The sequence below is a fragment of the Gluconobacter sphaericus genome, from assembly GCF_016757795.1.
GTDB lineage: Bacteria > Pseudomonadota > Alphaproteobacteria > Acetobacterales > Acetobacteraceae > Gluconobacter > Gluconobacter sphaericus.
This window is the reverse complement of record NZ_CP068419.1, coordinates 1,231,209-1,257,835: the sequence shown is the minus strand read 5'-3', so window position 1 is coordinate 1,257,835 and position 26,627 is coordinate 1,231,209. Positions and strand designations below refer to the sequence as shown.

The following is a 26,627-nucleotide window of genomic DNA, read 5'->3' as shown; positions in this document are numbered from 1 at the left end:
GTGAGCGATTTCGACGTCATCGTGATCGGCGGCGGTCATGCCGGATGTGAAGCTGCAGCGGCATCGGCCCGTTTCGGCGCGCGCACCCTGCTGCTCACCCATCGGCTTGAAACGATCGGCGCCATGTCCTGCAACCCAGCCATCGGCGGGATCGGCAAGGGCCATCTCGTGCGCGAAATCGACGCGCTCGACGGCCTGATGGGTAAAGCCGCAGACCGCGCAGGCATCCATTTCAAACTGCTCAACCGCTCCAAGGGCCCGGCCGTTCATGGCCCCCGCGCCCAGGCTGACCGCTCCCTCTACCGCGCCGCCATTCAGGATCTGCTCGCCGCCACACCCAATCTGACGACCCTCGAAGGCGCTGCCGGAGACCTGATAGAAGAGAACGGCCACATCACAGGCGTTATCTGCGAAGACGGTCGCGCGTTCCACTGCGGCGCCGTCGTCCTGACCGCCGGAACCTTCCTGCGCGGCGTCATCCATGTCGGCCACACCCAGACGGAGGCCGGACGCATCGGTGAGGCTCCGGCCAAGCGTCTGGGCGAACGGCTCTATGCGCTCGGCCTCCAGATGGGCCGCCTCAAGACCGGCACGCCGCCGCGTTTGGCCAAAGACAGCATCGACTGGGAAAACCTCCCGGCCGATCCCGGCGATGCCGAGCCCGAGGCCTTCAGCCCCATGACGACGGCCATCACCAACCCGCAGGTCGTCTGCCGCATCACCCAGACCACCGCCGAGACCCACAGGATCATCACCGAGAACCTGCACCGCTCGGCCATGTATGGCGGCGCCATCGCCGGCCGCGGCCCACGCTACTGCCCGTCCATCGAAGACAAGGTGGTCCGCTTCGCCGACCGCAGCTCGCATCAGGTCTTTCTGGAACCTGAAGCCCTGCCCGGCAATCCGGGCGGCGATCTGGTCTATCCCAATGGTATCAGCACCAGTTTGCCCGCCGACGTGCAGGCCGCCATGATCGCGACCATGCCCGGTCTGGAAGACGCCCGCATCGTCACGGCAGGCTATGCCGTCGAATATGATTACGTGGACCCGCGTGAGCTTCTGCCATCCCTGCAACTGCGCCGCCTGCCGGGCCTGTATCTTGCCGGACAGATCAACGGCACGACTGGCTACGAAGAAGCCGGCGCACAGGGCCTCCTCGCAGGCCTGAACGCCGCCCGCGCCACGGCCGGAAACGAGGCGCTGACGCTAGACCGAAGCGACGCCTATCTCGGCGTCATGATCGACGACCTGACGCTGCACGGAATCAGCGAACCCTATCGCATGTTCACATCCCGCGCCGAGTATCGTCTCACCCTGCGCGCGGATAATGCCGACCTACGCCTGACGCCCAAAGGAATCGCCGCAGGCTGCGTCCTGTCCGAACGCGAAGCCGCTTTCACCACCCAGAAAGCCGAACTCGACGCCGCCATGGCCCGCGCCGCCGAAACAACCTTCCTGCCGCAGGCCCTCCGCGACGTCGGTTTCGAAGTCTCTCTGGATGGCCGCCGGCGCACGGTTCTGGATGTCCTCGCCAGCAACGGCGACCACACGATCCTGAACACGCTGGCCCCGTGGTTCGGCGAACTTCCCCTGCGCGTCCGCCGCCATGTCGAGACCGAGGCCCGTTATGGCGGCTATCTTCACCGGCAGGATCGTGAAATTCGACAGCTCGCGTCGGAAAGTGCCATCGCCCTTCCGGCCGATCTGGATTACACTGCCATTGGCGGCCTGAGCAGCGAAATGCGCGAGCGCTTTTCCCAGGCCCGCCCGACCAGTTTCGCCGCAGCACAGCGCGTGCGCGGGGTTACACCCGCCGCGCTGGTCGCCCTGCTGGCCCATGTAAGGACCCTGTCATGACCACCGTTTCACGTGAAACACATGAGAGGCTGGAGCGCTTTGCCGACCTGCTCGTGCAGTGGAACGCAAAGATCAATCTCGTCAGCCCGCGTGACATCGCCCAGCTCTGGCCCCGTCACATCGAAGACAGTCTTCAGCTCGCGGAACTGATTCCTGAAGGCAAGACCATCACCGATCTGGGTTCGGGCGGCGGTTTTCCGGGCATCATTCTGGCCATCGCCACCGGAAACCCCGTCACCCTGATCGAATCGGACCAGCGCAAATGCGCCTTCCTGCGGGAAGCCGGACGTATCTGCGAGGCCAATGTCACGGTCATCGCCAAGCGTATCGAAGCCGCCAGCCCCCCTCCGGCCGACATCATCACGGCCCGGGCGCTGGCTCCTCTTAACAGGCTCCTCGAATGGGCGCGGCCATTGCTGAAGGAAGACGGGTTCTGCCTGTTCCTGAAGGGTCAGAAGGCGCAGGCCGAGTTGACCGAGGCAAGCGCCGACTGGCACATGAGCCACAGCATTATTCCCAGCCGCACCGACCCCGGCGGAGCCATCATCAAGGTCAGTGATTTCAAGCGTGTCGTCTAAAACCGAATCTCCCACCACCCGGATCATTGCCGTCACCAACCAGAAGGGAGGCGTCGGCAAGACCACCACCACCATCAATCTGGCCGCCGGTCTGGCCCGTCAGGGGCAGCGCGTCCTGCTCGTGGATCTGGACCCACAGGGCAACGCCTCCACCGGACTTGGCATCGACTACGACCAGCGCAATACCGGCACCTATGCCGCGCTGATGGTCGAAGCCGAACCCCACGCTCTGCCTCAACAGACCGCGTTCGAGAATCTCTCAATCATCACGGCCAACAACGAACTGGCCGGCGCAGAGCTTGAAATGATCGGGGACGAGCGCCGCGAATACCGTCTGCGCGACGCCCTTCATGCGCTGCAAGGCGATTACGACACGATCCTGATCGACTGTCCGCCCAGCCTCGGTCTGCTAACGCTCAACGCACTGGTCGCGTCCGACAGCGTCATCGTGCCGCTGCAATGCGAGTTCTTTGCGCTCGAAGGCATCAGCCAGCTCGTCCGCACCATCGACCGCGTCCGCCGCGCCTTCAATGCAGACCTGCATCTCGAAGGCATTATCCTGACGATGTACGACCGGCGCAACAACCTGTCCGAACTCGTGGCGCAGGATGCGCGCGGCTTTTTTGGCGATCAGGTGTTCGAGACGATCATTCCGCGCAACATCCGCATTTCCGAAGCCCAGAGCCATGGCTCTCCGGTGCTGGATTACGACGCCCGCTCCACAGGCGCCATCGCCTATCTGGCGCTGGCGGACGAACTGATCAAACGCAACAAGAACAAAACAAAGGCGTAACCGGCGATGGCCAAAAAGGACAGTTCCCCGCGTCTTGGTCGCGGCCTCGCAGCCCTTCTGGGCGATCAGGCGCCGCAACTGGCCCGCGCCACACGCGCAAACGCCCAGCCGCAGCAGCATTCGTCCCTGCCCGTGGATGTTCTGGTCCCAAGCCCCTTCCAGCCGCGACAGGACATGAACCCCGAACGCCTGTCCGAACTGGCCGATTCCATCCGCTCACGCGGCGTCCTGCAACCCCTGCTCGTCCGCCCCGATCCGGAAAAGCTAGGTCATTACCAGATCATCGCTGGTGAGCGCCGCTGGCGCGCCTCACAGCTTGCAGGCCTGCACAGTGTCCCCGTCCATATCCGCGAACTGGATGACACGGACGCGATGGCCGCAGCCCTGGTCGAGAACCTCCAGCGCGCGGATCTCAACCCGATCGAAGAAGCCGAAGGCCTGCAACGCCTCGTCACGGACTATACTCTGACGCAGGAAGAATTGGCCGGTGCCGTCGGCAAGTCCCGCCCGCACATCACTAACACCATGCGCCTGCTGAACCTGCCGCCGGAAGTCCGGGCCTACGTCCGCAGCGGCACCCTCACGGCCGGTCACGCCCGCGCGCTGCTGACGCACCCCGATCCGGTCGCCGCAGCCAAAATCGTCATAGCCCGTGGCCTCAACGTGCGTCAGACGGAAGCCCTGTCTGGCGGCAAAGACATCCAGACACCGGCTAAAAAGGCACGGGATGCGGAAATCCTTCAGATCGAAAACGACCTGTCCTCCCGCCTCGGACTGAAGGTCCATATTTCCTATAATGGAAAAAAAGGTGGCTCCCTGAAGATCGATTATACGTCCCTTGAGCAGTTCGAGAGCGTGATGCGCCTCCTCAACCGCAGATAAGACATTGAAATTAAAGGGATTTTCATATTTTCAGCACTAAACTTCATGAAAAAATAAAAAACCCCTTGCTACCCTGGACAGAATACCGCTATAAGCCGCTCCACCGGTAGACGGGCCATGGGCACATAGCTCAGTTGGTAGAGCAGCTGACTCTTAATCAGCGGGTCCAAGGTTCGAGCCCTTGTGTGCCCACCATGCCCGTCTCCGGTTATTTCCAGAAAATTTTCAGACCCTGAATATTTTTTCTCAGGAACAGAGAACTCTCTGCAGCCATCTTTAGATTCCAGAATCTATCCTGCCGGACGTCAATTGCTCCGCTCCCATGATGCTGGGCACCTTTTTCGTCCGTTAAAGTCGACACATAATACATCTCATGGACAAACCTCCACATCCTCATTCCGGATAAGATACGTTTTTCTGATTGCATCGAAAATTAAACTTGATTTTCCATATTTCAATTTTTACAAAACATAACAGTACGTAAAATAGATGACACTGTGCATAAAAATCATTCTTTCCGAGATTCTGCCTCTGTTGTTAACAGAGTCTTAAAATATCGTTCCATCCTTTACATCTCCATGATGGTGATGTTTTGGATTGTCTATAAATTTTTTGATCCACTCTCTCTGGAGAGTGCAACAAAAAATTCATCTGCACAGTTTTTTTCAGCCATTACTGCACCGTTCTATGGGCTTTCTTCTCCACGGTCCCACCAGCGGGTGGCGGTCGTGACGATCAATGATCCAACCCTGCAGCAATTCGATGCCGCTCTACCCCTTTCCTACCAGCGACAGGTATTCATTCTCCGGCAAATTCTTGAAGCTGATCCCGCCGCAGTCTTTGTCGATTTCCGTATGGCCTACGAACATACGGATGAATCCCTGTCACTGTTCCAGAGTGTTCTGGATGAAGCAAAGTCAAAACACATTCCTATTTTCTTCGCACGGGGCGAAGAAGGTCAAGACCAGATTCATCTTCTGCCACCACTGAGAAATGTCGAAAGCTACAGCAACGCCCTCGAAACCTCATCTGCCTACCCCCTGCTGTTCGAAGAAGGGAACGCAGCCCTAAAGGAAGACGAACCATCGCAGGAGGAGACAAGGAAACCCGAGGCAAACGCCGCTTTCGACGTCTATCGCAGCCTGTGCACATCAACATGGTCAGGACAGTGCGGATCGTTTCATGAAGACGATTTCCGCCGTCCCATGATGATCCAGTGGGGCTTACATGTGGACCCCGCCCAGACACAGGTCAGTTCATTGGCCAACTCTCCCCGCAATATCTGCGCCGTGCCTTTTTCGGGAGGTTTTTTCTGTAGAAGTATCGTGCAGTCTTTTACCCTGGGCTTCCGGGCATTCTGGGGAAGCTCGCGCGACTATGAGGTCGGGCACGCTTATTATCCCCTGACCATTGGCGCACATCAGCTGGGCGAGCGCGGCCTGGGAACACCTGCCGGAAGCCCTCCCCTGTCACATCTCCTGAAGGGCCGCGCAGTCTTTTATGGAACGGATATCCGGGACCAACATGACGACACCGTCCTTCCCTTCCTGGGCCGTGTTCCGAATGTCGTACTTCATGCCATGGCCTTCGACAATCTCGTCACTTACGGCAATCACTATTTCCATGAACCATCAGAAGTAGAGTTCGGTCACGGCGTCCATATCGGCCAAGCAGAAATCTGCGAGTTCATCCTGTGGCTCATTTTCACCGGATGGATGGCATTCAAGTTCTATTACAGTCACCCCGAAGTCCCACGAGGTCACGGAGCAAAACTGCGCCATGATATCCGACGGAAAAGTCGGGACTTTCTGTCACTTTCCCTTTCTGTAAATGCTCTCGTCCCTGCAATATTCTGCGCCGCACTCGCCGCATTCGACCTGTCTCACCAGCCGACCCTTCTTAACGGTATGGATGAGGCTCTTCTATACGTCTGTCTGTTCCTCGTTCTGCTCGGAACCCTCGTTCTTTTAAGGCGCTCGGCACAGCGGTCCCAACAGGAAGAAGCGGAACACGCACACGGTCCGGAAGAATCCGAAGCGGAAAAAGCCGAGAAATTCCGCCTGGGCTTCTGGGCGCATCTCGCTCTGCTCACAAGCCTGACCGCTATCGTATTCGCCCTGAACGAACTCTTCATTCAATGGCCCAATGCCGACTGGATCGGATTCATCCTGCTTTGGCTGGCCGTTGGGGAATCCTGTGAATCCACAGGATTCGTCCTGACTTTCGTCAATTTCCTTAACTGTCGGTCGCACGCCCTCACATCAGAACGCGTGCCAAACTCCGAAAGCGGCTCTCAATGAAAAAGATCCTGTCTCTTGGCCTTCTGTGCACCACCATTCTGCTTTCCCAGGCTCAGGCGGCATCAACGCCTACAGTGAGTGGCGTCTTTGAAAAGACGGTTCATGCGTTTGCGGAAAATCATGCTCCTCTCGGTCAGATTCCCGCCTCTGATCTGCTGAACCAGCCGGTTGCCGGCATCGACGAGGAGACGGGATTTCTGAAGGTCCAGACTCCGAAAGGCCTCGTCCTAGTAGCCCGCGCTGCCGTCACGACAACAATGACAGCAGCAGCCCCCCGGGAAACATCCTGCAGCTATATTGGAACGCTTGCAGCTTCCGGAACAGGCTCATCCTCGGGATTTGCCAGTAACTGCAAGGCGGGTGGTCGCTGACATGAAGAAGTTCCTGGCACTCGCAGGCACCCTGTCCCTTCTGGGATGCAGCACATCCAATCCCGGCATTCCGGCGCAGGGCACCTATATTTCTCATATTACGCCCCCCGCATCCTATCCGGCGCGCCCCGCACTTCAAAAACTGATCTTCCCCCACAACAGCGAGATCGAGGGCATTGTGGTCGATCCGACCATAACCGCCTACATGGAGCAAATCCGCGACCGTCTTCTGGCACAGTGGCCCGGGGTAAAACCCGACGCACCCATCTTCCTGAGCGTAGACGAGCATTTTTCCTCGGACGTCTCTCCAGCGGGAGGCATGTTCATCAACGCCGGCATGATCCAGTATTTTTCTGACAATCCGGAAACGCAGTCCGAAGACGCTTTCGCTTTTATCATTGCTCACGAACTGTCCCATATCCTTCTGGGACACGCAGCAGACAAGGCCGCAAACCAGAAACTTGAGCAGAGATTCTCGGGAGCCAGTGAATTTGGCACCATGGTTGCTGCCGCCGCAGGGGGAAGCGCCATTGCATCAAGCGCCAAAACGGCTCTGCTATCCCTGTATGGCGCACATACCCTCAGTGAATATGGCGGGTTCCCAAGCTGGAGCCGTTCCCAGGAAGAGGAAGCCGATACCCTTGCTGTCGATCTGATGGCAAAAGCCGGATACTCGGTCTCCGTGGCGGAAACCTCGCTGGATGCCCTCAATACCGCCGACCAACGCGATGCAGCGCGGGCCGAACTGAAAGCAAAAGCAGCCCAGGAAAAAGCCCAGCAAGAGGCTGAGAAAAACCAGAAAGACAATCTGACGGCCGCAGTGCTGAACCCCATCCTGACACCTGGCTTCTCGCTTCTGGGTTCCGGACTGAACTATGTCGGAAAAGGTATGGTCTACGTCAATCTCGATCATCCTCACGCTGCTGAACGCAGGGCGGAACTTTCACATTACATCGATCGCAATTATGCAGACCTGATCCCGATCCTTCACAAGGCGCCCTTCCAGAAGTGGATCCGAAGCCAGGAGGTGCAGAAATTCCTGCATGAAAGTCAGGCCATCAATGAAGTGGCCGATATGGCGAGGACAAAGAACTGGCAGAAAACCCACCAGCTTCTGGCAGGGATCGGCAGTCCGGTGCGCTCAAGCCAGATCTGGCTCTATTTCAACATCTTGACGGAAGCCGGACTTGGTCAGAACAGACAAGCCATTGCGGATCTTCAGGTCGCCAGCCAGCGTGACGACGTCATCCTGCAAACCGTCCTACTATGGGCCGATTATCTCGACAGCCAGGGTAAGACCGATGACGCCCTTGCCTATCTGGCACAGGAACAAAAACTGTTCGATGATCCGGCGACACTTCCCAAACAGATCATGATCGCGAAGAAGGCCAAAAAAACGATCACAGTCGATGAACTGGTGGTGGAATGTCAGATGACTGGTATCGACCGTCTTCAGCAACAATGCTCAGCAGCAAGCAAGTCTTGAACTAAAATACCGGGGAGAAGACTGATTCTTCTCCTCGGTAGAATATCAACCCCGGAAATCAGGCAGTTCATTGACCGTCACGACGCGCCACAGACGGTCGATACGCTCCAAAATGGTGATGGACAGGTTTTGGATCGAAAAGCGCAGCGCCGTATCGGGATGAACACTCAGCGCATGCGCCAGGGCCGCTCGTATGGCGCCGCCATGGCTGACGACAACCATATCCTGCCCTTCATGCGCATTCGCCAGATCCTCAAGACCGTGCCCCACACGTGCACCAACATCCAGCATGCTCTCACCGCCCGGCGGAAGCTCACAGGCAGAAATGGACCAGAACGGATTGGGCGGCAGACGAAGCAGGGACATGAACTCCGAATGTGGCGTGCCGTGCCACTCTCCGATCGACTGTTCGATAAAGCGGCCATCAATCGTCACATCCCGCGAAAACGCCCCCGCCTTACGGATTTCGACGGCGGTATCCTGCGCCCGCTGCAACGGCGAACTGTACCACAGTGCATCCTTCGGCAGACGTCGCGCCAGCGTGGCATAACCGCCCTGCTGGCTCGCCATCGCTTCGCGGCAGAGCGGTACATCGAGCGCCCCATACATCGTCTTGCGCGCACTGGCTTCCACGACCGCGTGGCGAATCATCCAGAACCGGGTAACGCCCTTCGGCAGTTCCGGCGTATCGAGAAAATGCCCGTGCGGGACCGCTTTATCTGTCTGGCTCATGACAGTGGGGCGTAACGAGGGACAGGGTCCGCGTCCAGCAGAACATCCCAGTGCTTCAGGATCAGTTCCAGTTTTCCGAGCACCCGGCGAGCATCCATGCATTCGCGCTGCAACCGGCGCTCCTCGTCCAGCCCCTCATGCGACGGCTCACCCGACACAAGCCGTGCCCCCGCACACAGACGCAGCGCTCCGGCAGGCCCGTCCACCAGCGGATGAGGCACCGGCACTGGCTGCCCCAGCACGCAGAGCAGACTACCCTCCCCTTCCATTACCCAGGGCGACAGATCCGCATTCAGCCAGCGATGCAGCCGCCGCGCATCTTCCAGCGCCAGCGGCCGACCGGGCGCATGCGGATCTTCAACCAGAAAGGACAGGATGGTCGGTACCGCATCCCAGCGGCCGTCATCAAAAGGTGTGCCCATCGGCAGCATGGTCAGCGCTGGACGGGCTTTAACCATGGCCACAGCCTCTGTCATGAACCGGGCCAGACGTCCACGAATGACAGGATCGGGCAAAGCAAACAGAGCATCCATTTCCGCCAAAGCAGCATACCAGCGCAGCGCCAGCCCTATATTGTGACCATTATTAAGAGCCGAAGCATCTGCACCTTCAGGCCACTCATCGCGATTGCCGTAGGCCCGCAACCCTTTAGGAAGCAGTAGGGAGGGCAGACGACTGCGAATTGCAGAAGGAAGAAGAATAGCCCCGCAGAAAGGTGGGCCAGTAAAGAACTTGGAGCCGGTAATCATGACAATGATCCCTCGCCCCACCCATTCGGCCACACGCAACGGGCTCAGACGCGCCTGACAGACATCAACAACAACGCTGAGCTGATCGCCCAACTCGGTACACAACTCCCAGACAAGATCCATGTCCGGAGCCGCAAGCCCGGTCTTTGACTGGTCCAGCCGGTGCAGCAGAACATGCCGCCCCTCGGCCACTTCCCGCCGCACAAGGTCTGCACATTGCGCGTTGATTTCAGCCACGGGTCGCGCCGTCCCGTCAGCCGCGCGGATATCAACACCAATCAGCCGTGTCTCGGGCGAAAACCCTTCAATCACCTCGCCCTTGCCCACAAGTGTGGCACAGGCACTGTCCGTCGCGAAATGTCGCCCGCAGGCCGCAAGCGGAACCCCGCTTCCCGTCTCATCGGGCGCCAGAAGAATGGACGTCACTGGTCGCTCCGTCCCGGCTGCAACAAGCGCCAGAACCGCCAATTCACAATCCGTCCCGGAGGCCGAGAGCAGGACGGCATCTTCGGGCAGACCGAAATGTGCGCCAATGGCTTCGCGCGCCCGGCGCACGACACCTTCCTGCACCAGATCCGGATCCTGCTTGGCCAAAAGCGCACTCATCATGCCGCGCCGGGCAGCTTCCGCTCCCCCGAAACCACGCTCGGACAACGAAGACGCAGTTGATGACCCAAAAGTGATCGCCCAGGGGCGTGGACGATGGGAGCTCGAATACCGGTTCAGCCCTGTATGCGGATCAACAGCCAGACGGGAGTCTCCTCCACTGCTCATCAGACTCTCGGCAGGCGCAAGAACAGGCCACAGACGGGTCAGAACCCCCTCCAACCGCTGTGCCTCATGCTGTGTAAAAGATGGCAAATCAGGCAGGAACGCACTCAGTGTCTCCCAGCTCTGCATAAGAGCCGGTACATCCGGCACATTATCGCTGAAAACCGCAAGCCAGGCCGGAAGCGGCGCAACATGACCCGTATCGAGCGCATGGAATAACGCCGCCACACGGGCTGCGGCAAAGCTGGCCAGATACGGATTGGCGCCCGGCTCCAACAGGCGCATCAGCTCGATGGCATGCCGCAGGAAAGTCGGTGCCAGACGAGGCGCTTCAAGACATGGCTCGCCGAGCTTGAGCGTGGCCGTCTGAAGGCTGAAAGGCTGCCCCGGTTCGAGCGCTCCCTCGATCCTGAAAGGCAGGAACAGTGACACATCCAGGATCGGAACCAGCCCGTCCGCAATCACCCGAAGATCGGGCCGCTCCAGAACATCCGTCAGGGAGCGTGTCAAAGTATCAGCCAGCATACCTGCCTCTCCTGCCTCCGCACGACTGTGGGATTAGCCCATCAATCCCGACAGTGCGAGAGGTGAAAGCATTTCCCAATGTCACCTGTTCGGCGTGTAAAGAAACGTACCGGCGTTATTTGCGCTGTTTCAATAACGCTGTAAGGTCAAAGTCATTCTGTCGGGGTTCAGACCCTGATCAAATATCATGAGGTTCAAATGCGGATTCTGCTGACAGGCGGCTGTGGTTTCATCGGATCGGCCGTTGTACGCCATCTGATCCGACACACTGAACATTCGGTTCTGAACGTTGACTGCATGACTTATGCAGCGTCGGAAGACACGGTCAGCGAAGTCGCAGACGATCCCCGGTATTCCCATGCCCGCGCGAACATTGTGAACGGCGTGGAAATGCAGCGCCTGTTCGAGGAATACCGCCCGGACGCCGTCATGCATCTCGCAGCGGAAAGCCATGTGGACCGCTCGATTGATGGCCCTGGTGTCTTCATCCAGACAAACGTCGTCGGTACGTATTCCCTGCTCGAAGCCGCCCGGAAATACTGGAATACGCTGGGGGATGCCGAAAAAAAATCCTTCCGCTTCCATCACATTTCCACGGACGAGGTCTTCGGTCATCTAGAGCCGAATGACCCGCCATTCACGGAAACCACCCCCTACGATCCTCGCAGCCCGTATTCAGCCTCCAAAGCCTCGTCCGACCATCTAGTCCGCGCCTGGTTCCACACCTACGGCCTGCCGACCTTCGTAACGAACACCACCAACAATTACGGTATCTGGCACTTCCCCGAGAAGCTGATCCCACTAGTCACGATCAACGCCATCGAAGGCCGCGAGCTTCCGGTTTACGGCAAGGGCGAGAATGTCCGCGACTGGCTGTTCGTCGAAGACCATGCCGAAGCCCTGGTCAAGGCCGTAGAAATCGGCAAGCCGGGCGAGACCTATGCCATCGGCGCCCGCCAGCCTCGCACCAACCTTGAAGTCGTCAAGAAGATCTGCGCCGTCCTCGACGAGCTTCAGCCAGACCCGGCCGGCCCGCGCGAGCGCCTGATCCGCTTCGTAACCGACCGCCCCGGCCATGATTTCCGCTACGAGATCGATCCTTCCCACGCCGAAAAAGAACTCGACTGGAAAGCGACGCATGATTTCGAAAGCGGCATCCGCAAGACGGTTCAGTGGTATCTCGACAACCGCGCCTGGTGGGAAGGTATCCGCTCCAAGCGCTATACAGGCCAGAGACTGGGAGCAAACACGTGAGCACCATCGAGACCAAGCCCATGAAGGGCATCATCCTCGCCGGCGGTTCGGGCACACGCCTGTATCCGATGACGATGGCTGCCTCCAAGCAACTCTTGCCCGTCTATGACAAGCCGATGATCTACTATCCCCTTTCCACGCTAATGCTGGCGGGAATCCGGGATATCATGATCATCACAACGCCCCATGACATGCCCCAGTTCCAGCGCCTTCTGGGCGACGGCTCACAGTTCGGCGTCACCTTCGAATATCGCGTCCAGCCCTCTCCGGACGGGCTGGCGCAGGCCTTCCTGATCGCAGAAGACTGGATCCAGGGCGCGCCATGCGCACTGGCGCTGGGCGACAACCTGATTTTCTCCGAACATCTTGGCGTCTTGCTGCGCGCAGCCTCCAACCGCCCCGAAGGTGCGACCGTCTTCGCCTATCAGGTCCGCGATCCGGAGCGTTACGGCGTTGTCTCGTTCGACGAAAGCGGCCTCGCTCTCAAGGTCGAGGAAAAGCCGACCCATCCGGACTCCAACTGGGCCATCACAGGATTGTATTTCTACGATCACCGCGTCGTGGACTTCGCCAAGAAAGTGAAGCCCAGCCCCCGTGGCGAGCTGGAAATCACTGATCTTAACCGCATGTATCTCGAAGAAGGCACCCTTCAGGTGGATCGTCTGGGTCGCGGCTGCGCCTGGCTCGATGCAGGCATGCCCGACAGCCTGATGCAGGCGGGAACCTTCGTGCAGACCATCCAGTCTCGTCAAGGCATGCTGGTCGGTTCTCCCGCCGAGGTCGCCTTCCGCAACAAGTTCATCAACGCCAAGCAGCTTCGCGAACATGCAAAGAAAATGGGCAAGACCGAACTCGGTCGCCTTCTTCTGGAACTGGCCGATAGCTGATTTGCGCAAACGGCTCCGGTTTTCTGTATCCTTTTGAAGCCGGAACCGTTTTTTCCATGAGAAATTTTCACGATCCAATTTTCACGACAGGAATTTCAGAGCATGAAAGTCGAACGTCTTTCCATTCCCGAGGTCATTCTCGTCACGCCTCCCCGTTTTGGTGACAATCGCGGCTTCTTCTCCGAAACTTATAACGTGGAACGCATGGGCGAAGCCGGCATCGATCTGCCTTTCGTCCAAGACAACCAGAGCCTGTCCCGCCAGAAAGGTGTTGTCCGCGGCCTCCACTGCCAGCTTGCACCTTACGAGCAAGGCAAGCTTGTCCGCGTCACACGCGGCGCCATTTGGGACGTAGCCGTCGACGCCCGCACGGGCTCCCCGACCTATGGCAAGTGGTGCGCTGCCGAACTCTCCGCCGAAAACTGGTCCCAACTCTGGATTCCGCCCGGCTTCCTGCACGGCTTTGTCACGCTCGAAGAGAACACCGAAGTGCAGTACAAATGCACATCGCTCTACAGCAAGGTCTCCGAACGCGCCGTCATCTGGAACTGCCCGGAACTGAAGATCGACTGGCCCGTTTCCGAAGCTAACGCCATCCTGTCCGACAAGGACAAGGTCGCACCGCATTTTGCAGAAGCCAAGGGCTGGTTCCCGTACGAAAAGTGAGCATGACGATGTCCAGCACAGGTCCCATTCTCGTCACGGGCGGCAACGGCCAACTTGCGACGTCCCTTCAGAACCTCGGCGACGAGCGCATCATCCGCGTTGGCCGTCCGGAATTCGACTTCGACCACCCGGAAACCATTGCCGTCACGGTTGAGAAGTACAAACCGTCAATTGTCGTGAATGCAGCCGCCTGGACAGCTGTCGATCTGGCCGAAACGGAAAAGAACGGCGCCGACCGCGCCAACAACACCGGCCCGGCCGCACTTGCCGCAGCCTGTGCGAAGGCAGACATCCCATTCATCCACGTTTCGACGGACTATGTTTTCTCCGGCAACAAAGGTACGCCCTACACCGAAGAGGACGCCACCTCTCCCGAGACGGTCTATGGCAACACCAAGGCCGAAGGTGAGCAGGCCGTCCTGACCTCCAACATCAAAAGCATCATCCTGCGTACGTCCTGGGTCTATTCGGCCCACGGCAAAAACTTCGTGCGCACAATGATCAATGCGGGCGCCAAAAACCCGGTGCTCAAAGTCGTCGGTGACCAGAAAGGCAACCCGACCAGTTCTGACGATCTGGCCGAAGCCATCCTCGCCATTATCGCCTTGATTGAGCGCGATGGCTGGAAACCAGAATATCGCGGTATTTTCCACGCCAGTGGAACCGGCGAAACCACATGGCACGGCCTGGCCGTCGCCGCGCTAGAAGACGCCGCAAAGCATGGCCAAACCATGCCGCAGGTCAACGCTATCCGCACAGAAGACTGGCCCACTCCGGCTAAACGTCCGCAGGACTCCCGAATGGACAATTCGAAGCTCCATCGGGTCTTCGGCGTAAAAATGCCGGACTGGCGCCACAGCGTGACGCATATCGTCCACAAGCTGTTTTCTCCTGAAGCCTGACCGCCTGTTGCCCTCTCCCTACAGGAGGGCAACCGACCATCACATTCTATGCCGTTGCGTCCGAATGATTCCCTTTTTCTTTCTTTCGGCCTCATGCCCAGGTGCCGAAACATGACACAGAAAAGGGCCAAATCTTCCCCTCAGATTGCCATTCTCCTGTCGCTCTACAATGGCGAAACCTATCTGGACGCCCAGCTTACCAGCATCCTGGCCCAGACCTATCCTGACTGGACGCTCTACTGGCGCGATGACGCCTCGGCCGATCTTTCACACGAACGGATGCGAGCCTTTGCCGAAGGTCCCGGACAGGGCCGATGCGTCGAAATCACGACCCGTCACGGCCGCCTGGGCGTCGCAGGATCTTACGCGCATTTGCTCGACGCCATCCCCACCACGCCCTATGTCGCCTTCGCCGATCAGGACGACATCTGGGAACCGAAAAAGCTGGAATGGGCCCTCGATGCCGTCAGCCGTCGCCCGGCCGAAAAGCCGACCCTGTATTGCGCCCGGCAGTATCTGACAGACGCGGATCTCGTCATTTTCCAGGAGTCCGCCCCCCTGAGCCGTAGACCCGATTTCCATGCTTCCCTGACACAGAACATCGCAACCGGCCACACCATCCTGCTGAACGCCGCAGCCCACAGCCTGATGCGAAACACGCCGCCCCCGCCTTCAGTCCTGCATGACTGGTGGGCCTATCTTCTAACGTCCGCGGCCGGCGGAGAGGTCATTTTCGACAACCGCTGCGTCAGCTACTACCGGCAACACGCCCACAACACCGTTGGTGCAACCGGTTCTTTCATCAGACGCGCCTGGGCCGCCTGCCGCCGCGGACCGAAGGTCTTCATGACGATCTTCAATTCCAATGTCGCCTGCCTGCGAGAAGGCCAAAAAACAATTGCACCGGAAAACCGGAAACTCCTTGAAGACCTCGCAGCAGCCCGGACTTTTGTACAGCGTTTGTCTGTCCTGTGCCGCTACAGAAGTCTCAAACGTCAGCGATCTGTAGAAAGTCTGGTTTTCAGACTATGGTATCTTTTCCCGACCCATCCCCGATCACAGACTGTCAAACGGGTCCGGGACAGTACTGTTCCCATTCGATCTGGCAAATACCGCTGACTATGCTTATCCTCCAAATACAATCGTTCTTATAGGAAGTACCTTTCCATGACCGAAGCCGTAAGACTCATCATCTGGGATCTCGACGAAACGTTCTGGAAAGGGACACTGACTGAAGGTGGCATTGATGAGGACCAGCATTTCGGTGAGGTCGTCAAGGAACTTGCCCGGCGCGGCATCGTCAGTTCCATCTGCTCGAAAAACGATTTCAACGCAGCCAAAGATGTCCTCGAACGGCTAGGAATTTGGGAATATTTCGTCTTCCCCAGTATAAACTGGGATACAAAAGGCCCAAGAATCCGCGAAATCGTCGAACAGGCACAGCTTCGAGCGCCTACGATCCTGTTTGTTGATGACAATCCCATGAATCTTGAAGAAGCAAAATTCATGGTCCCCGACCTTCAGGTCGCGGACGAAAGCATTCTCCCTGGGTTGTTAGAAAACCCTCTTTTCAAAGGCAAGCCCGACCCAGACATGAAGCGTCTGGCGGACTACAAAATCCTTGAAGTCAAAAATGCAGCCAAACAGACCATTGGCGGAAACGCATTCGATTTCTTGCGGGAAAGCGACATCACGGTCGAACTCAATTACGACGTCGAAGGCAATATCGACCGTGCCGTCGAACTCCTGAACCGGACAAACCAGCTCAACTACACCAAGAACCGTGTTTCCGACGACATAGAAACCGCGCGCCAGCAGGTGCGGGACATGATCCGCTCCTACAATGTTCACACAGCCTTGGTGCATGTGCGGGACCGGTTTGGAGATTACGGCTATGTCGGCTTTTTTGTTCACGTCCGGGGTGCGGGTTACAACAAGCTCGAACAATACTGCTTCTCATGCCGTACACTGGGCATGTTCGTGGAACTCTGGCTTTACCGCCAGCTTGGCCGTCCTGAAATTCATATCAAAGGAGAAGTCATTTCGGATCTCTTTGACGAAAGCAATCCGGCAGACTGGATCTCATTTTACAACGAGGAAAAGGATACCGCGACGCGCGAAAGTGCCGGGCGTGGCGGTATCCTGCTTTGCGGCGGCTGCGATCTAGAAGCCGTGGCGCATTATCTGCAGCCCGTTACCGAGCGTTTCCGCCTGTTCGCCAACACCATCCGTCACGGCGGTGAACTGCGACGCGACCATTCAACCATCGTTGCACAGTCGGCAAGACCCGTACCAGCCGCTCAGCGGGAGTGCCTACTGAACTGCGGCTATACTGATGAAGACCTTTCTCTGGATTATGCATCTCCCCATTACAGTCTGATTATCTTCAGCTTTTGGGGAGACCTGTATTACCGGACCTACGCCCAGCATGACGGTCAAACGGTCCTGACCTACACGCCTTCCAATCTCGGCTATAATGACCTGACCACATTCTATGAAGCTGATCTACGAAACCGCGGCGTGCCTGAAGAAGGTATTCAGGCTTTCCGGTATTTCAGGGCGAACATGGTGTATCAGGGACCCTCTGATGAACCATTTTTCAGAAAGAATCTAAGGGAAATCCTGACTGCTATTCCGGCTGACACTCAGGTCATTCTCCTGCTAAGCAGTGAGAACCCGGCCAGCATGCCTTCCGAAATTCTGGAAAGGCACCAATCCATGAACCGGTGGACCAAAACCGAGCAGAAGAATTTCCCAAACGTCTCCGTTATCCCGATCGACGATTTCGTCGAAAATCCCGATGAACAGACCACTTCCACCCATTTTACCCGCATCGTCTATCAGCGGCTGGCACTCCGCCTGAAGCAGGTCTATCGGTATCTCGAACGAAATCACCCGGTCCCCGAACAACAGGTGAGCGCCTGAGAAGCGCTCTGCTCAGAACACCAGTGTGCTGAGCCAAGAGGGGAACAGACCGGAATAGTCCACGTTGAACCGTACCTGCTCCCGCTCCGGTAGCATGGAGAACATGAGGGGCAACAGAAAAGACTGCGAGACATCCATCCTTTCAAGGACCGCCGCCAGATTTTCTGCCCGCAGTTTCCCATCCAGCAGAACCGGCACGCAACCCAATGCTTCCGTAAGCTCTGGTCCGTGTCCGGATAAAGGAGCCTCAACAGGGACAAGATGGAAATGTTCCCATCCGAGAGCTTCTACCCTGTTCACGCAAACTTCCCCGGTTCCCGCAATAAGCGTCAGAAAACGGCCCGTAGCCGGCAAACGTATCGCAACAACCGCTCCGTTCTCCACATTTACTGTCTCAAACGCTGCAACCGGAACCGGAACGGGAGCAAGCCCGGCATGACTGATCGTGTTGCTGCAGATCTGACCGTCCTCGCGAAACAGCACGATCCAGCCCGGAAATTCTTCCCAGACACAACCCAGCATCAGGACATGATGGCCGCTTTTTTCGATGTATCCTTCATGAAGACCGACCAGATGGCCCCCCCCGCTGGTCACAGCACAGGAACTCCCCATTCAGGCCCTGTATCCTGAAAAATCTGGCTCCTGATGACGGAGAGAAGGCTTCAGAATCCCTGTCCGGCATTTGCAGGATCTGTTCGAATTTCTTCCTGCGTATAATATCGGCCCAAACGTCGCCATAAATTGCGACAGCAAGGCTTTCCGTTTTTGCAAAAAGCGGAGACCCCGTGCCTTCGACATCATTGCGGTCCAGAGCATGCAGGTCAGGCTGCTGCCTGTCGAGCGCACGATCAAAGGCAAGTCTCCGAACCTGATGTGCCATACTTCTGACGGCATATCGACGCACCCAGCCATGCGTCCACTCCCGCTCTTCATGATCCTCCAGGGTCTGACCTGACGGGCGAAGAGTGTCTTTCCCGTCCAGTCCCCAGTCCGACTGCTCAATAGAAGCATGATCCATCACTACGGAACGGACGAACAGAATACCCTCTCCATGATGTGGAAACTCGTCCGGAGCATGGCGGATATAGGCATGAACAGGCGAACATCTCGGCAGACCAATATAACCGTTGCCGCCATACAAACGGTGGCTAAACAGAACACTCCGATAGTCTTCTTCCTTCGGGAACAGGCTTTGAAGCGTATGCTCCTCCGCCAGCGTCAGATAGTCCTCAATCCCGAAAACACCCAGCCAGTCAAACTCCCGGCCATAACGCTCCCGAACATCGGCAACAGCTCTCCTGCGAAGGCCCCCCCACGTTTCATGCGCCGCATAATCAAGACGATGAGGCCGGATGTCGGATGTCCGCCTGGCAGCCTGCAGCAGGCTCCACGTTCCATCGGTCGAACCAGCGTCATAAATAATAAGAGTGGAGATCCCGACACCGAGATGATGAGCAAGCCACCACACAATGTCCTGCACTTCGTTCCGAACAATCAGAATAATTGCTGTTTTCATGCCAGTAAGCTGCCCTGCATCTCCAGAAACCCGAACCATAGAATGTAATGCCGAGAAGAAAAATGACTACCCTATGATTTAAAGATTCAAATAACGCCGCATGGCCTTCATGAATGGTCCGTCCTGCTCCAGACTGAACGGCCTGGCTGCGTCGTAATCATAAACCGTTCCCGCCGGACACGTAGCTTTCTCCGGGTCTTCTGAGGCATAGCGCGGGACAATATGTGTGTGCAGGGACGGCGCCAGATTGCACCAGGTCTCATAATTGATCCGCACCGCATCGGTGACAGTCAGTAACGCATCCCCGACCGCGGCCATATCGGCCAGATACTGCGCCCGCGCATCACCCTTGAGATCATTGATCGTGGGCACGACCGGATCGGCCAAAAGCTGGCAATACCCCGGCAGAGGCTGCGTCTGCCCGATCACCAGCCAGCCCGATTTCATACGCCCGATAACAGAAGGGTTGCTGCCACATTGTGCGGCGGCAACCCTCTGTGCGATAACATCCATCATGGTCAGCGCCCCTTCTGCGTGAAGGGGAAAGTGTATCATGCAGCGGCTTCGGCGTCCCCGTCCTCGCTCTGCACAATCCGGGTATGCCCCGGTGTTGGGCGAAAGCGATTCTCAAGAAGCGCGTCTTCAATGTCCTCAAGAGACGCACCAGCCGTTTCCGGCACAAAGAAAAAGACAAAGATCACGGATGCCAGATTGACGAACGCATAGAACCACATCGTCCAGCTCAGCCCAATGGCTTCGGCCATACTCAACGCGGTGCTGGTCACCAGCAGATCGGCCCCCCATAGCGTCGCGGCATGAAGAGACGTTGCCTGACCACGCATGGAGAGCGGGAACATCTCAGCCCCCAGCAACCAGCCACAAACCTGGATCCCGCCAGAATTGAACATCATGAACAACAGCAGGAACACGACGATCATATAGGCGCCGACGCTACCAGGAGCCGGATGGCTCAGGAACATCACCCCAAGCCCGACCAGCGACAGCGCAGCCCCCGGTCCCATAATGAGCATCAGGCGACGACGGCCGATCCTGTCCACGAACATACACCCCAGGAACGTCATGATGCAGTAGATCACCGCCACACCCAGCGACGCCAAAAGCGCCGACGATGTGCCAAAACCTGCGTCATTCAGAAAGGTCGGAGTGTAATAGATCATCATCTCCAACCCGCCGCACTGCGTGAAGAACGCAACGCCGAGCGCCGCCACAAGCGCCGGGCGGACCCAGGGCTGAAACAGACCGCGCCAGCCACGGTTCTTCGGCTCGATCCCTTCCGCATTCTCACGGATGGTCTGAACCTCGCGGCGGATAGCCCGCTTGGTTGTGCGGATCCGGCCGAGCTGGATGATTGCACTCTTCATGCCCTCGTTCTCAGCCACCCAGCGCGGACTCTTGGGCATAAAGAACATGGAGACGAACACTATAGCGGCCGGAATAGCGGCAATCCCGACCATCGGACGCCAGCCCCAGTTCACGCGCTCGGTGAAGCCGATGATATTGGCAATCAAAATGCCCAGACCGATGGCCACATTGAACATCGTGACCAGTGTGCCACGACGCTCCTGCGGTGCCAGTTCGGAAATATACATCGGCACGACCTGCGTCGAACCACCAACCGCCAGCCCCAACACGAAACGTGCCGCAATCAGACTCCAGACATCCGGCGCCAGCGAGCAGGCCGTTGCCCCCGCCACGAACACGCCACTGACCAGACAGGTGGTGTTCCGCCGTCCAAATTTCTCCGACAAGCTGCCCGCGCCAAAAGCCCCGAAGATCGCCCCCAGAAGGATCGCGGAAGCGACCCATTCCTTCATGGTGGCATTCAGATGGAAATCATCCCCGATCAGGGGTAGCGTGCCCGAGATGATGCCGGTGTCATAGCCGTACAAACCGCCGCAGATCGCAGCAACCACAGCCGCCAGAATCAGCATCAGCTTGGCATTAGGAGAAACCTCGATGGACGCGGGATCAATATGTTCCCGTCCGGTTCGGACTGTTTTCGTATCGTTTTCCATAATGAGATAACATATTACAAAGCGAATAGTTTTTCAGGCTTGGGAGAAAACCGCCACAAATCGTGGCCTAAAACACAATCAGAATTGACTACCACACCCTAAAACCATCAGGATGCGACCCATGCAGACACCTGACACAACCCGAGATGTTCCGGTTATCAGCACGAAAGCACTGATCATCATGCATGTGATGCTGGTCGCATTCATAATGCTGATCCATTTCAAGCTGTCCGGCCTCACGGACTTCTGAACCGCATCCACAGATCGGCCAGCGTATAGGACAGGGTCGCCCCAAGCCCGATCCAAAACGGCACGGGCGCGTCCGTCACCCAGGACAGTATCAGCCCCCCCCATGACAGTGCGAGCGCAAGCCCAACCGAGAGCGCAATCCCGACCAGCGGCCCAAGCCCGAGCTTCAACGCCGTCGCGGCAGGCCCGATCATCAGGCTAAACGCCAGAAGCGCCCCTGCCACTTCCGCACAGGCCGCACAGGCCAACGCCGCCACCGCCATGAACACCACCGACACCAGCCGCGCCGGAACACCACGCGCACGCGCCACTTCCGGCGCCAGACTGGCAAACAGCAGCCGACGCCCCAGAAACGCCAGCCCCCCCAGACACAGCACGGCCACCCCGCACAGCGCCTCCAGCGTCGGCATATCGATGCCCAGAACATCCCCGAACAGCAGCGTGGTCGCAAGGCTGGAGCCCCGGTTGCTCATATGCAGGAACCACGCCCCAAGCCCCAGACTGGCCGCCAGCACAAGCCCGATCGTGCTGTCCCGCTGGGCGGGAACGCCACGCTCCCCTTCGCGCTCAACCCCGATAACGAACCCTGCCATCAGACTAAACGCTACCATTCCCGAAAGCGGCGGAAAGCCGAGCCAGACCGCTCCGGCCGCCCCGCTGAATCCGATATGCGACAACGCATGGGCCGCGAACGCCTGACGCCGCAGCATCAGGAACCAGCCCACCGTCCCCGCCAGAACAGACACAACCGCCGCGCCCACAAAGGCATGGCGCATGAAATCAAACTCGAACATGCAACCCCCCTTCCGCAAGCTGCACAACCCGCGTCACAGCCCCGGACAGGGCCTCGGTTTCATGAGACGTCAAAACAATCCCGATCCCCAGGCGCTCCGTCAGATCCCGCAACAGACGCACCGTCCGCTCCTGCCCCGCCTGATCAAGCGCCGCCAGCGGCTCATCCAGCAACAGCAGATCCGGATTCCCTGCCAGAGCCTGCGCCAACCCGACCCGCTGACGCTCCCCACCAGACAGCAGTCCCAGCGGACGATGCGCAAACGCCGAAGCCCCCGTCAGCGCCAGAAGCCGGTCCGCCTCTTCCCGCCGCGACCGCACACGCAGCGGCAGCCCCCAGCGCACGCCGTCCACTGCCGCCCGCACATGACTGACCGCCGGAAGCAGCAACGCCACATCAGTCACACTCTGCGGCATGTAACCGATATGCTGCCGGGCCTGCGCCGGCGACAGACCATGCGTGAGAATTTCGCCCACCTGAAGCGGGATCAGCCCCAGCATCGCCCGCAGCAGCGTGGACTTCCCCGCCCCGTTCCGCCCCGACAGAAGCGTCATGCCCGAAAGCGGCACCATCAGGGACGCATCCCGCAACACACAGGTCGATCCCGCCATGAGCGTCACGTCCCGCAAAACCAGCCCACGCTCCGGCTGACAGCAGACCCGTTTATTTTCCGCCATCATCCAGCGCCTGCTCCACCGTCTGAAGAATGCCATGAACCCAGCCCTGCCAGGACTGACCCGGTGGCAAAGTCTCCCCAATCGCCACGACCGGCAAGCCCACAGCCTGCGCCCGATCCACCAGCCGGTCGATCTGCGGCGAGTGAATAGCCGGATTGGTCATCAGCATCCGCACCTTCCGCCCGTCAACCAGCATATCAACCTGTGCCACATCGCGCGGTGACGGCTCCGCATGGTTCATGATCGCAAGCGCAAAATTCTCATCCACAACCGCCAACCCCGCATCCCGAAGCAACGTCTCTCCGACCGGCTCCACCGCCGCCACGGGCACGGGCACGGGCACGGGCACGGCATCATGACGGGCCTTCATCACCGCCAGACGGGCTGTCACGCCCTCCAGCTCTTTCCGGAACGCCGCCAGCCGCTCCGCCACGTCCAACGCCGAAATTCCCGGCTGATGCGACAGCCTGTCCGCAAAAACCTGCGCGACTTTCCCCACTGCCACCGGATCGAGAAAAAGATGCGGATTGTCGCCGGGCCGCCACCCCACCAGAGACGCCACCACGATCCGCTCCGGCACGGAAGCCGTAAAGGGAAGCGCCCAGTCGTCATAGGTCGCGCCATTCACCACCGCGATGGTCGCTCCCGCCATGGCGCGCGCCATGGAAGGCGAGGGCGTCAGATCATGCGGATCAATCCCCGGCGTCGCCAGAAGAGCCTGTGTCTGCACATCCGCCCCCCCGATCTGCGCCGCCACATCACACCAGGCCGCTTCAACGCAAACCACGCGCACGGGGGGCTGCGAAGGTTCGGCCTGAGCGACGGCTACAGGTCCTGAAATCAGTGCAGCCAGCAGAACAGCTGGAAAAAAACGCATCATGGTCCTCAGGGCAGGGGTCAAGGCCTGGGTGTTATAAAGTAACATTTATGACCTGACCATCCTCACCGGACCGTCTTATCCCCGACGCAGATAAAGCGCCGCAGCAGCAGCCACCACCTTACGCTGGTAATCCAGATTGAGCGGCAACGTCCGGGAATGATAATCCCCGATTGCCTTCATCAGATTGCCATGCTCGTCATCCAGCGCCCTGCGCAGGATCATGGCCGCCGCCGCAATGTTGAAACACGGATCAAGCGCCAGTCGCGCCGCAACCTGCGGCACAGGCTGATGGATCATGGACGCGATGGGCAAAATCCAGCGCGAATTGATCTGCATGAGCCCGATATCAACCGACCCGTCCGTATTCGTGCTGACATGACCCATCGTCCCGCCCTCGACCCGCTGGATCGCAGGCAGAATGCGCGGCGGCAGCCTGTAATGCAGGGCCGAAGCCAGCATGCAGGCCAGCAGACTAGCAGCCATGTTTACGGACACAACGCTGTTGAATCATGGTCTTGACCCTAGCATCGGACGCCCGCGCCTGCCATCCTGAACCCTTCAAGATGGCCACACAGGACAGGAGGACAAGCGTGCAGGACACATCCGCGACCCTGACACTGGACGCTCTCAGCATTTCCTATGAACGCCATGTCTATGATTACGATCCCTCGGCCGGAAAACTCGGTGTGGCCGCTGCCGCAGCACTCGGCCTGTCGCCAGATCATGTCCTCAAGACCCTGATGGTGCAGATCGACGGCCGCCCTGCCTGCGTCGTGCTTCCCGCAGACCGCGAACTGGATTTCGCCCGCGTGGCGCAGGCCTTCGGCGGCCGGAAAGCCAAGATGCTCTCGCGCCCCGATGCCGAACAGCGCACTGGCTACCGCATCGGCGGCGTCAGTCCCTTCGGACAGCGCAGCACCGTCCCCACCGCCTTCGAACAATGCGGCATGGACGGCCCACCCGTCGTCATCAACGGCGGAAATCAGGGTCTCCTCATCGAGCTTTCACCCCAGGATGCCCTGACTGCGACGAACGGCATCACGGCCGATCTCGTCAAACCGCTTTAAACCATCCAAAACCGGACGGTCGCGAACGCGAGCAACCGGAACACGGATGCTTCAGAGCAAATTCTTCGCGTGACTGAGGACCATGTTGCAGACTTTTTGCTTCATCTGCCCCTTCAGGCTCGATAGCGAGAACGCATTGCTGCCCCCAGTCAGAAGCTGCCCCTGCTGACCAGCCGTGTAATCGCTGGACGACGTCACGCCCTGCTTGCCGGTCAGGCTACTCAGAGCCGAGGTCGCGCCGCTGCCGCTCAGATAGTTATTCTGCACACAATAGGTCAGAACACCGGCGACATTGCCCGTACTGGCGGAAGAGATATTCGGCAGCATGCTGCTCATCATGCCGGTGCCATCGGTCATGCCACTCATGCCCGACATGCCGCTCATGGCATTGCCCGCACTACCAACGCCCGGAATGGACTGAGCATGCGCCGACGACACAACGAGACCAGCCGCTGCAAGAAACGCGAAAATACCGTTTGAGTAACGCACCGTATTTCTCCTTCAGAGAACGTTCAGGGCAGCACCTGCCAGAATTCATACCGCCCCTGAGGTTACGCTAACATAGGTAGACAGCAGGTCCATCCTTATCGTCTCAGCAGAACTCCCGCGCCGCACCATAGATTATGGTAAAATGAACTGGCTAGCACTTACGAAACGCTCGCCTTACCAGACGCATCAAACCGGTCGTTTCACAGAGCTCTCTGGTCAAAATCCATGAAAGGAGGCATGTTGAATTCCGGTCTGCACCCGACTGCCGTATGGGAGCTAAAATGCCCGCATCAAAAAGTCGCGATCCGCTAAACTGAAACAAAGATTTAAATTTCGGGGAAAAGTAAAACTGGTGGAGCCAATCGGGATCGAACCGACGACCTCCTGAATGCCATTCAGGCGCTCTCCCAACTGAGCTATGGCCCCACATGTTTCAAACGGCCCCTTTGGGACGGTGCCGGATGAGGGCGGTATATCGTCATGATTTCGCCCTGACAAGCCCGAAAAACAGATTTTTTAGACCACAAGGACCTTCAGTTCCCGCAGTTCCTCCAGCAGCGGCAACAGCGGTAGTCCCATCACCGCATCCTGCGCGCCTTCAACAGCCGAAAAAAGCTGTATCCCCGGGCCTTCAAGCCGATACGCCCCTACACAAGACAGGATCGCCAAGCCTTCCCTCTCCAGATAGACCTTCAGAAAATCCTCAGAGAAATTCCGCATCGTCAACCGCGGCGACGCCAGATGCTCCCAGATTTTCTCGCCCCCCTTATAGAGAACGACAGCCGTGCGTAGGACATGCGTCCGCCCCCGCAGACGACGCAGATGCTCCGCCGCTTCTACCACAGACCCCGGCTTGGCAAACGCCACTCCATCCAGATCAAGGATCTGGTCAGCCGCAACCGTGAGCTCATCAAAGCCCATATCCCGTGTCGCAAGGTTCGCTTTTGCATCCGCCAAGGCAATCGCCGTTTGAGAAAGCGTATGCCCCTGCTCTTCACAGGACTGCCGCAGCGTCTCCTCGTCGAGGTCGACCGGTCTGGTCTGTACGACCAAGCCCGCATTTTCAAGCAGCGTGCGCCGGGCTGAAGAGCCACTGGCAAGAATGAGGGAAGTACTGAAAGAGGTCATGAAGTACGACTCCGTACTATCGACTGTTGGAATGGGGACGAGTACTGCGGATCACTCGGTGAAGAGATTGCGTCAGTACTGGGGTACATGGGGATAGTACCTGCCCTTACGAAA

The 26,627-nt window shown here is 58.4% G+C and carries 27 protein-coding genes and 2 tRNA genes; 16 read left to right on the top strand and 13 right to left on the bottom strand.

Going from position 1 to position 26,627, the window contains the following annotated elements; translation table 11 throughout:
• The 8 genes from mnmG (at position 1) to IGS75_RS05950 (ending at position 8,267) form a co-directional block, all read left to right on the top strand.
• Entirely contained in the window at positions 1–1,857 is a 1,857-nt protein-coding gene (gene mnmG, locus IGS75_RS05985; RefSeq protein WP_202257915.1) for a tRNA uridine-5-carboxymethylaminomethyl(34) synthesis enzyme MnmG, read from the top strand.
• Complete coding sequence (rsmG, locus tag IGS75_RS05980; protein ID WP_202257914.1) at positions 1,854–2,435, top strand: 16S rRNA (guanine(527)-N(7))-methyltransferase RsmG; 582 nt, start codon at positions 1,854–1,856, stop codon at positions 2,433–2,435. Before mnmG ends, rsmG begins: the two co-directional genes overlap by 4 nt.
• On the top strand, positions 2,425–3,228 hold the full coding sequence (locus tag IGS75_RS05975; protein WP_141352817.1) for a ParA family protein: 804 nt from the start codon (positions 2,425–2,427) through the stop codon (positions 3,226–3,228). Before rsmG ends, IGS75_RS05975 begins: the two co-directional genes overlap by 11 nt.
• Positions 3,229–3,234: 6 nt before the next feature.
• Complete coding sequence (locus tag IGS75_RS05970; RefSeq protein WP_202257913.1) at positions 3,235–4,110, top strand: ParB/RepB/Spo0J family partition protein; 876 nt, start codon at positions 3,235–3,237, stop codon at positions 4,108–4,110.
• Positions 4,111–4,229: 119 nt separating this feature from the next.
• Positions 4,230–4,305, top strand: a tRNA-Lys gene (locus tag IGS75_RS05965).
• Positions 4,306–4,688: 383 nt separating this feature from the next.
• On the top strand, positions 4,689–6,410 hold the full coding sequence (locus tag IGS75_RS05960; protein WP_337249223.1) for a CHASE2 domain-containing protein: 1,722 nt from the start codon (positions 4,689–4,691) through the stop codon (positions 6,408–6,410).
• Positions 6,407–6,781 carry a hypothetical protein gene (locus IGS75_RS05955; protein ID WP_202257911.1) on the top strand — a complete coding sequence of 125 codons (375 nt, stop codon included), beginning with the start codon at positions 6,407–6,409 and terminating at the stop codon, positions 6,779–6,781. Before IGS75_RS05960 ends, IGS75_RS05955 begins: the two co-directional genes overlap by 4 nt.
• A 1-nt stretch (position 6,782) precedes the next feature.
• Complete coding sequence (locus IGS75_RS05950) at positions 6,783–8,267, top strand: M48 family metalloprotease (protein ID WP_202257910.1); 1,485 nt, start codon at positions 6,783–6,785, stop codon at positions 8,265–8,267.
• Between the two features lie 45 nt (positions 8,268–8,312).
• Here IGS75_RS05950 and IGS75_RS05945 read toward each other — a convergent pair whose 3' ends face one another.
• Together IGS75_RS05945 and IGS75_RS05940 are read right to left on the bottom strand one after the other, a co-directional pair.
• Complete coding sequence (locus tag IGS75_RS05945; protein ID WP_141352827.1) at positions 8,313–8,999, bottom strand: histidine phosphatase family protein; 687 nt, start codon at positions 8,997–8,999, stop codon at positions 8,313–8,315.
• Positions 8,996–11,044 carry a hypothetical protein gene (locus tag IGS75_RS05940; protein WP_141352829.1) on the bottom strand — a complete coding sequence of 683 codons (2,049 nt, stop codon included), beginning with the start codon at positions 11,042–11,044 and terminating at the stop codon, positions 8,996–8,998. The genes IGS75_RS05945 and IGS75_RS05940 overlap by 4 nt, the downstream gene beginning before the upstream one ends.
• Positions 11,045–11,242: 198 nt before the next feature.
• Between IGS75_RS05940 and rfbB the strand changes: the two genes are divergently transcribed.
• The 6 genes from rfbB to IGS75_RS05910 all read left to right on the top strand — a co-directional run bounded on the left by rfbB (position 11,243) and on the right by IGS75_RS05910 (position 17,678).
• Complete coding sequence (gene rfbB / locus IGS75_RS05935) at positions 11,243–12,298, top strand: dTDP-glucose 4,6-dehydratase (RefSeq protein ID WP_202257909.1); 1,056 nt, start codon at positions 11,243–11,245, stop codon at positions 12,296–12,298.
• A 20-nt stretch (positions 12,299–12,318) separates the two neighbouring features.
• Positions 12,319–13,185 carry a glucose-1-phosphate thymidylyltransferase RfbA gene (gene rfbA / locus IGS75_RS05930; protein ID WP_202258288.1) on the top strand — a complete coding sequence of 289 codons (867 nt, stop codon included), beginning with the start codon at positions 12,319–12,321 and terminating at the stop codon, positions 13,183–13,185.
• A gap of 102 nt (positions 13,186–13,287) precedes the next feature.
• Positions 13,288–13,851, top strand: a complete 564-nt coding sequence (gene rfbC / locus IGS75_RS05925) for a dTDP-4-dehydrorhamnose 3,5-epimerase (RefSeq protein ID WP_202257908.1) — start codon at positions 13,288–13,290, stop codon at positions 13,849–13,851.
• Positions 13,848–14,753 (top strand): dTDP-4-dehydrorhamnose reductase, encoded by a 906-nt coding sequence (gene rfbD, locus IGS75_RS05920; protein ID WP_202257907.1) that lies wholly within the window; start codon positions 13,848–13,850, stop codon positions 14,751–14,753. The genes rfbC and rfbD overlap by 4 nt, the downstream gene beginning before the upstream one ends.
• Before the next feature lie 111 nt (positions 14,754–14,864).
• A complete protein-coding gene (locus IGS75_RS05915) occupies positions 14,865–15,872 on the top strand; it encodes a glycosyltransferase (protein WP_202257906.1) in 1,008 nt (335 codons plus the stop codon).
• Positions 15,873–15,920: 48 nt separating this feature from the next.
• Positions 15,921–17,678: an HAD-IIIC family phosphatase gene (locus tag IGS75_RS05910; protein ID WP_202257905.1), complete on the top strand. Its 1,758-nt coding sequence runs from the start codon at positions 15,921–15,923 to the stop codon at positions 17,676–17,678.
• A gap of 12 nt (positions 17,679–17,690) precedes the next feature.
• Here the strand turns inward: IGS75_RS05910 and IGS75_RS05905 are convergent, their stop codons facing one another.
• The 4 genes from IGS75_RS05905 to IGS75_RS05890 form a co-directional block, all read right to left on the bottom strand.
• On the bottom strand, positions 17,691–18,290 hold the full coding sequence (locus IGS75_RS05905) for a hypothetical protein (RefSeq protein WP_202257904.1): 600 nt from the start codon (positions 18,288–18,290) through the stop codon (positions 17,691–17,693).
• Positions 18,235–19,194, bottom strand: a complete 960-nt coding sequence (locus IGS75_RS05900) for a glycosyltransferase family 2 protein (protein ID WP_202257903.1) — start codon at positions 19,192–19,194, stop codon at positions 18,235–18,237. Before IGS75_RS05900 ends, IGS75_RS05905 begins: the two co-directional genes overlap by 56 nt.
• A gap of 78 nt (positions 19,195–19,272) precedes the next feature.
• A complete protein-coding gene (locus tag IGS75_RS05895; protein ID WP_202258286.1) occupies positions 19,273–19,707 on the bottom strand; it encodes an HIT family protein in 435 nt (144 codons plus the stop codon).
• 38 nt (positions 19,708–19,745) lie between these two features.
• Complete coding sequence (locus IGS75_RS05890; RefSeq protein WP_167495512.1) at positions 19,746–21,230, bottom strand: sugar porter family MFS transporter; 1,485 nt, start codon at positions 21,228–21,230, stop codon at positions 19,746–19,748.
• A gap of 121 nt (positions 21,231–21,351) precedes the next feature.
• Here IGS75_RS05890 and IGS75_RS15680 point away from each other — a divergent pair, with 121 nt between their 5' ends.
• Entirely contained in the window at positions 21,352–21,480 is a 129-nt protein-coding gene (locus tag IGS75_RS15680; RefSeq protein WP_255320887.1) for a hypothetical protein, read from the top strand.
• On the opposite strand, the gene IGS75_RS05885 is transcribed toward IGS75_RS15680, so the two are convergent.
• From IGS75_RS05885 to IGS75_RS05870, 4 genes are all read right to left on the bottom strand, one after another.
• The gene (locus IGS75_RS05885; protein WP_202257902.1) at positions 21,467–22,273 is read right to left on the bottom strand and encodes a metal ABC transporter permease; all 807 of its coding nucleotides are present in this window, start codon (positions 22,271–22,273) and stop codon (positions 21,467–21,469) included. The genes IGS75_RS15680 and IGS75_RS05885 overlap by 14 nt on opposite strands.
• Positions 22,260–22,952, bottom strand: coding sequence for an ATP-binding cassette domain-containing protein (locus IGS75_RS05880; RefSeq protein WP_237469029.1), 693 nt, complete (start codon positions 22,950–22,952; stop codon positions 22,260–22,262). The genes IGS75_RS05885 and IGS75_RS05880 overlap by 14 nt, the downstream gene beginning before the upstream one ends.
• Complete coding sequence (locus IGS75_RS05875; protein ID WP_237469026.1) at positions 22,936–23,829, bottom strand: metal ABC transporter solute-binding protein, Zn/Mn family; 894 nt, start codon at positions 23,827–23,829, stop codon at positions 22,936–22,938. The genes IGS75_RS05880 and IGS75_RS05875 overlap by 17 nt, the downstream gene beginning before the upstream one ends.
• Positions 23,830–23,904: 75 nt before the next feature.
• Positions 23,905–24,312, bottom strand: a complete 408-nt coding sequence (locus IGS75_RS05870; RefSeq protein WP_141352852.1) for a lytic transglycosylase domain-containing protein — start codon at positions 24,310–24,312, stop codon at positions 23,905–23,907.
• A gap of 80 nt (positions 24,313–24,392) precedes the next feature.
• Between IGS75_RS05870 and IGS75_RS05865 the strand changes: the two genes are divergently transcribed.
• Positions 24,393–24,896, top strand: coding sequence for a YbaK/EbsC family protein (locus tag IGS75_RS05865; RefSeq protein WP_141352876.1), 504 nt, complete (start codon positions 24,393–24,395; stop codon positions 24,894–24,896).
• Between the two features lie 51 nt (positions 24,897–24,947).
• Here the strand turns inward: IGS75_RS05865 and IGS75_RS05860 are convergent, their stop codons facing one another.
• The 3 genes from IGS75_RS05860 to IGS75_RS05850 form a co-directional block, all read right to left on the bottom strand.
• Entirely contained in the window at positions 24,948–25,385 is a 438-nt protein-coding gene (locus IGS75_RS05860) for a YjjA family protein (RefSeq protein WP_237469024.1), read from the bottom strand.
• Between the two features lie 350 nt (positions 25,386–25,735).
• Positions 25,736–25,811 (bottom strand) — tRNA-Ala (locus IGS75_RS05855).
• A gap of 90 nt (positions 25,812–25,901) precedes the next feature.
• On the bottom strand, positions 25,902–26,513 hold the full coding sequence (locus IGS75_RS05850; protein ID WP_202257901.1) for a Maf family protein: 612 nt from the start codon (positions 26,511–26,513) through the stop codon (positions 25,902–25,904).
• Between the last annotated feature and the right edge of the window lie 114 nt (positions 26,514–26,627).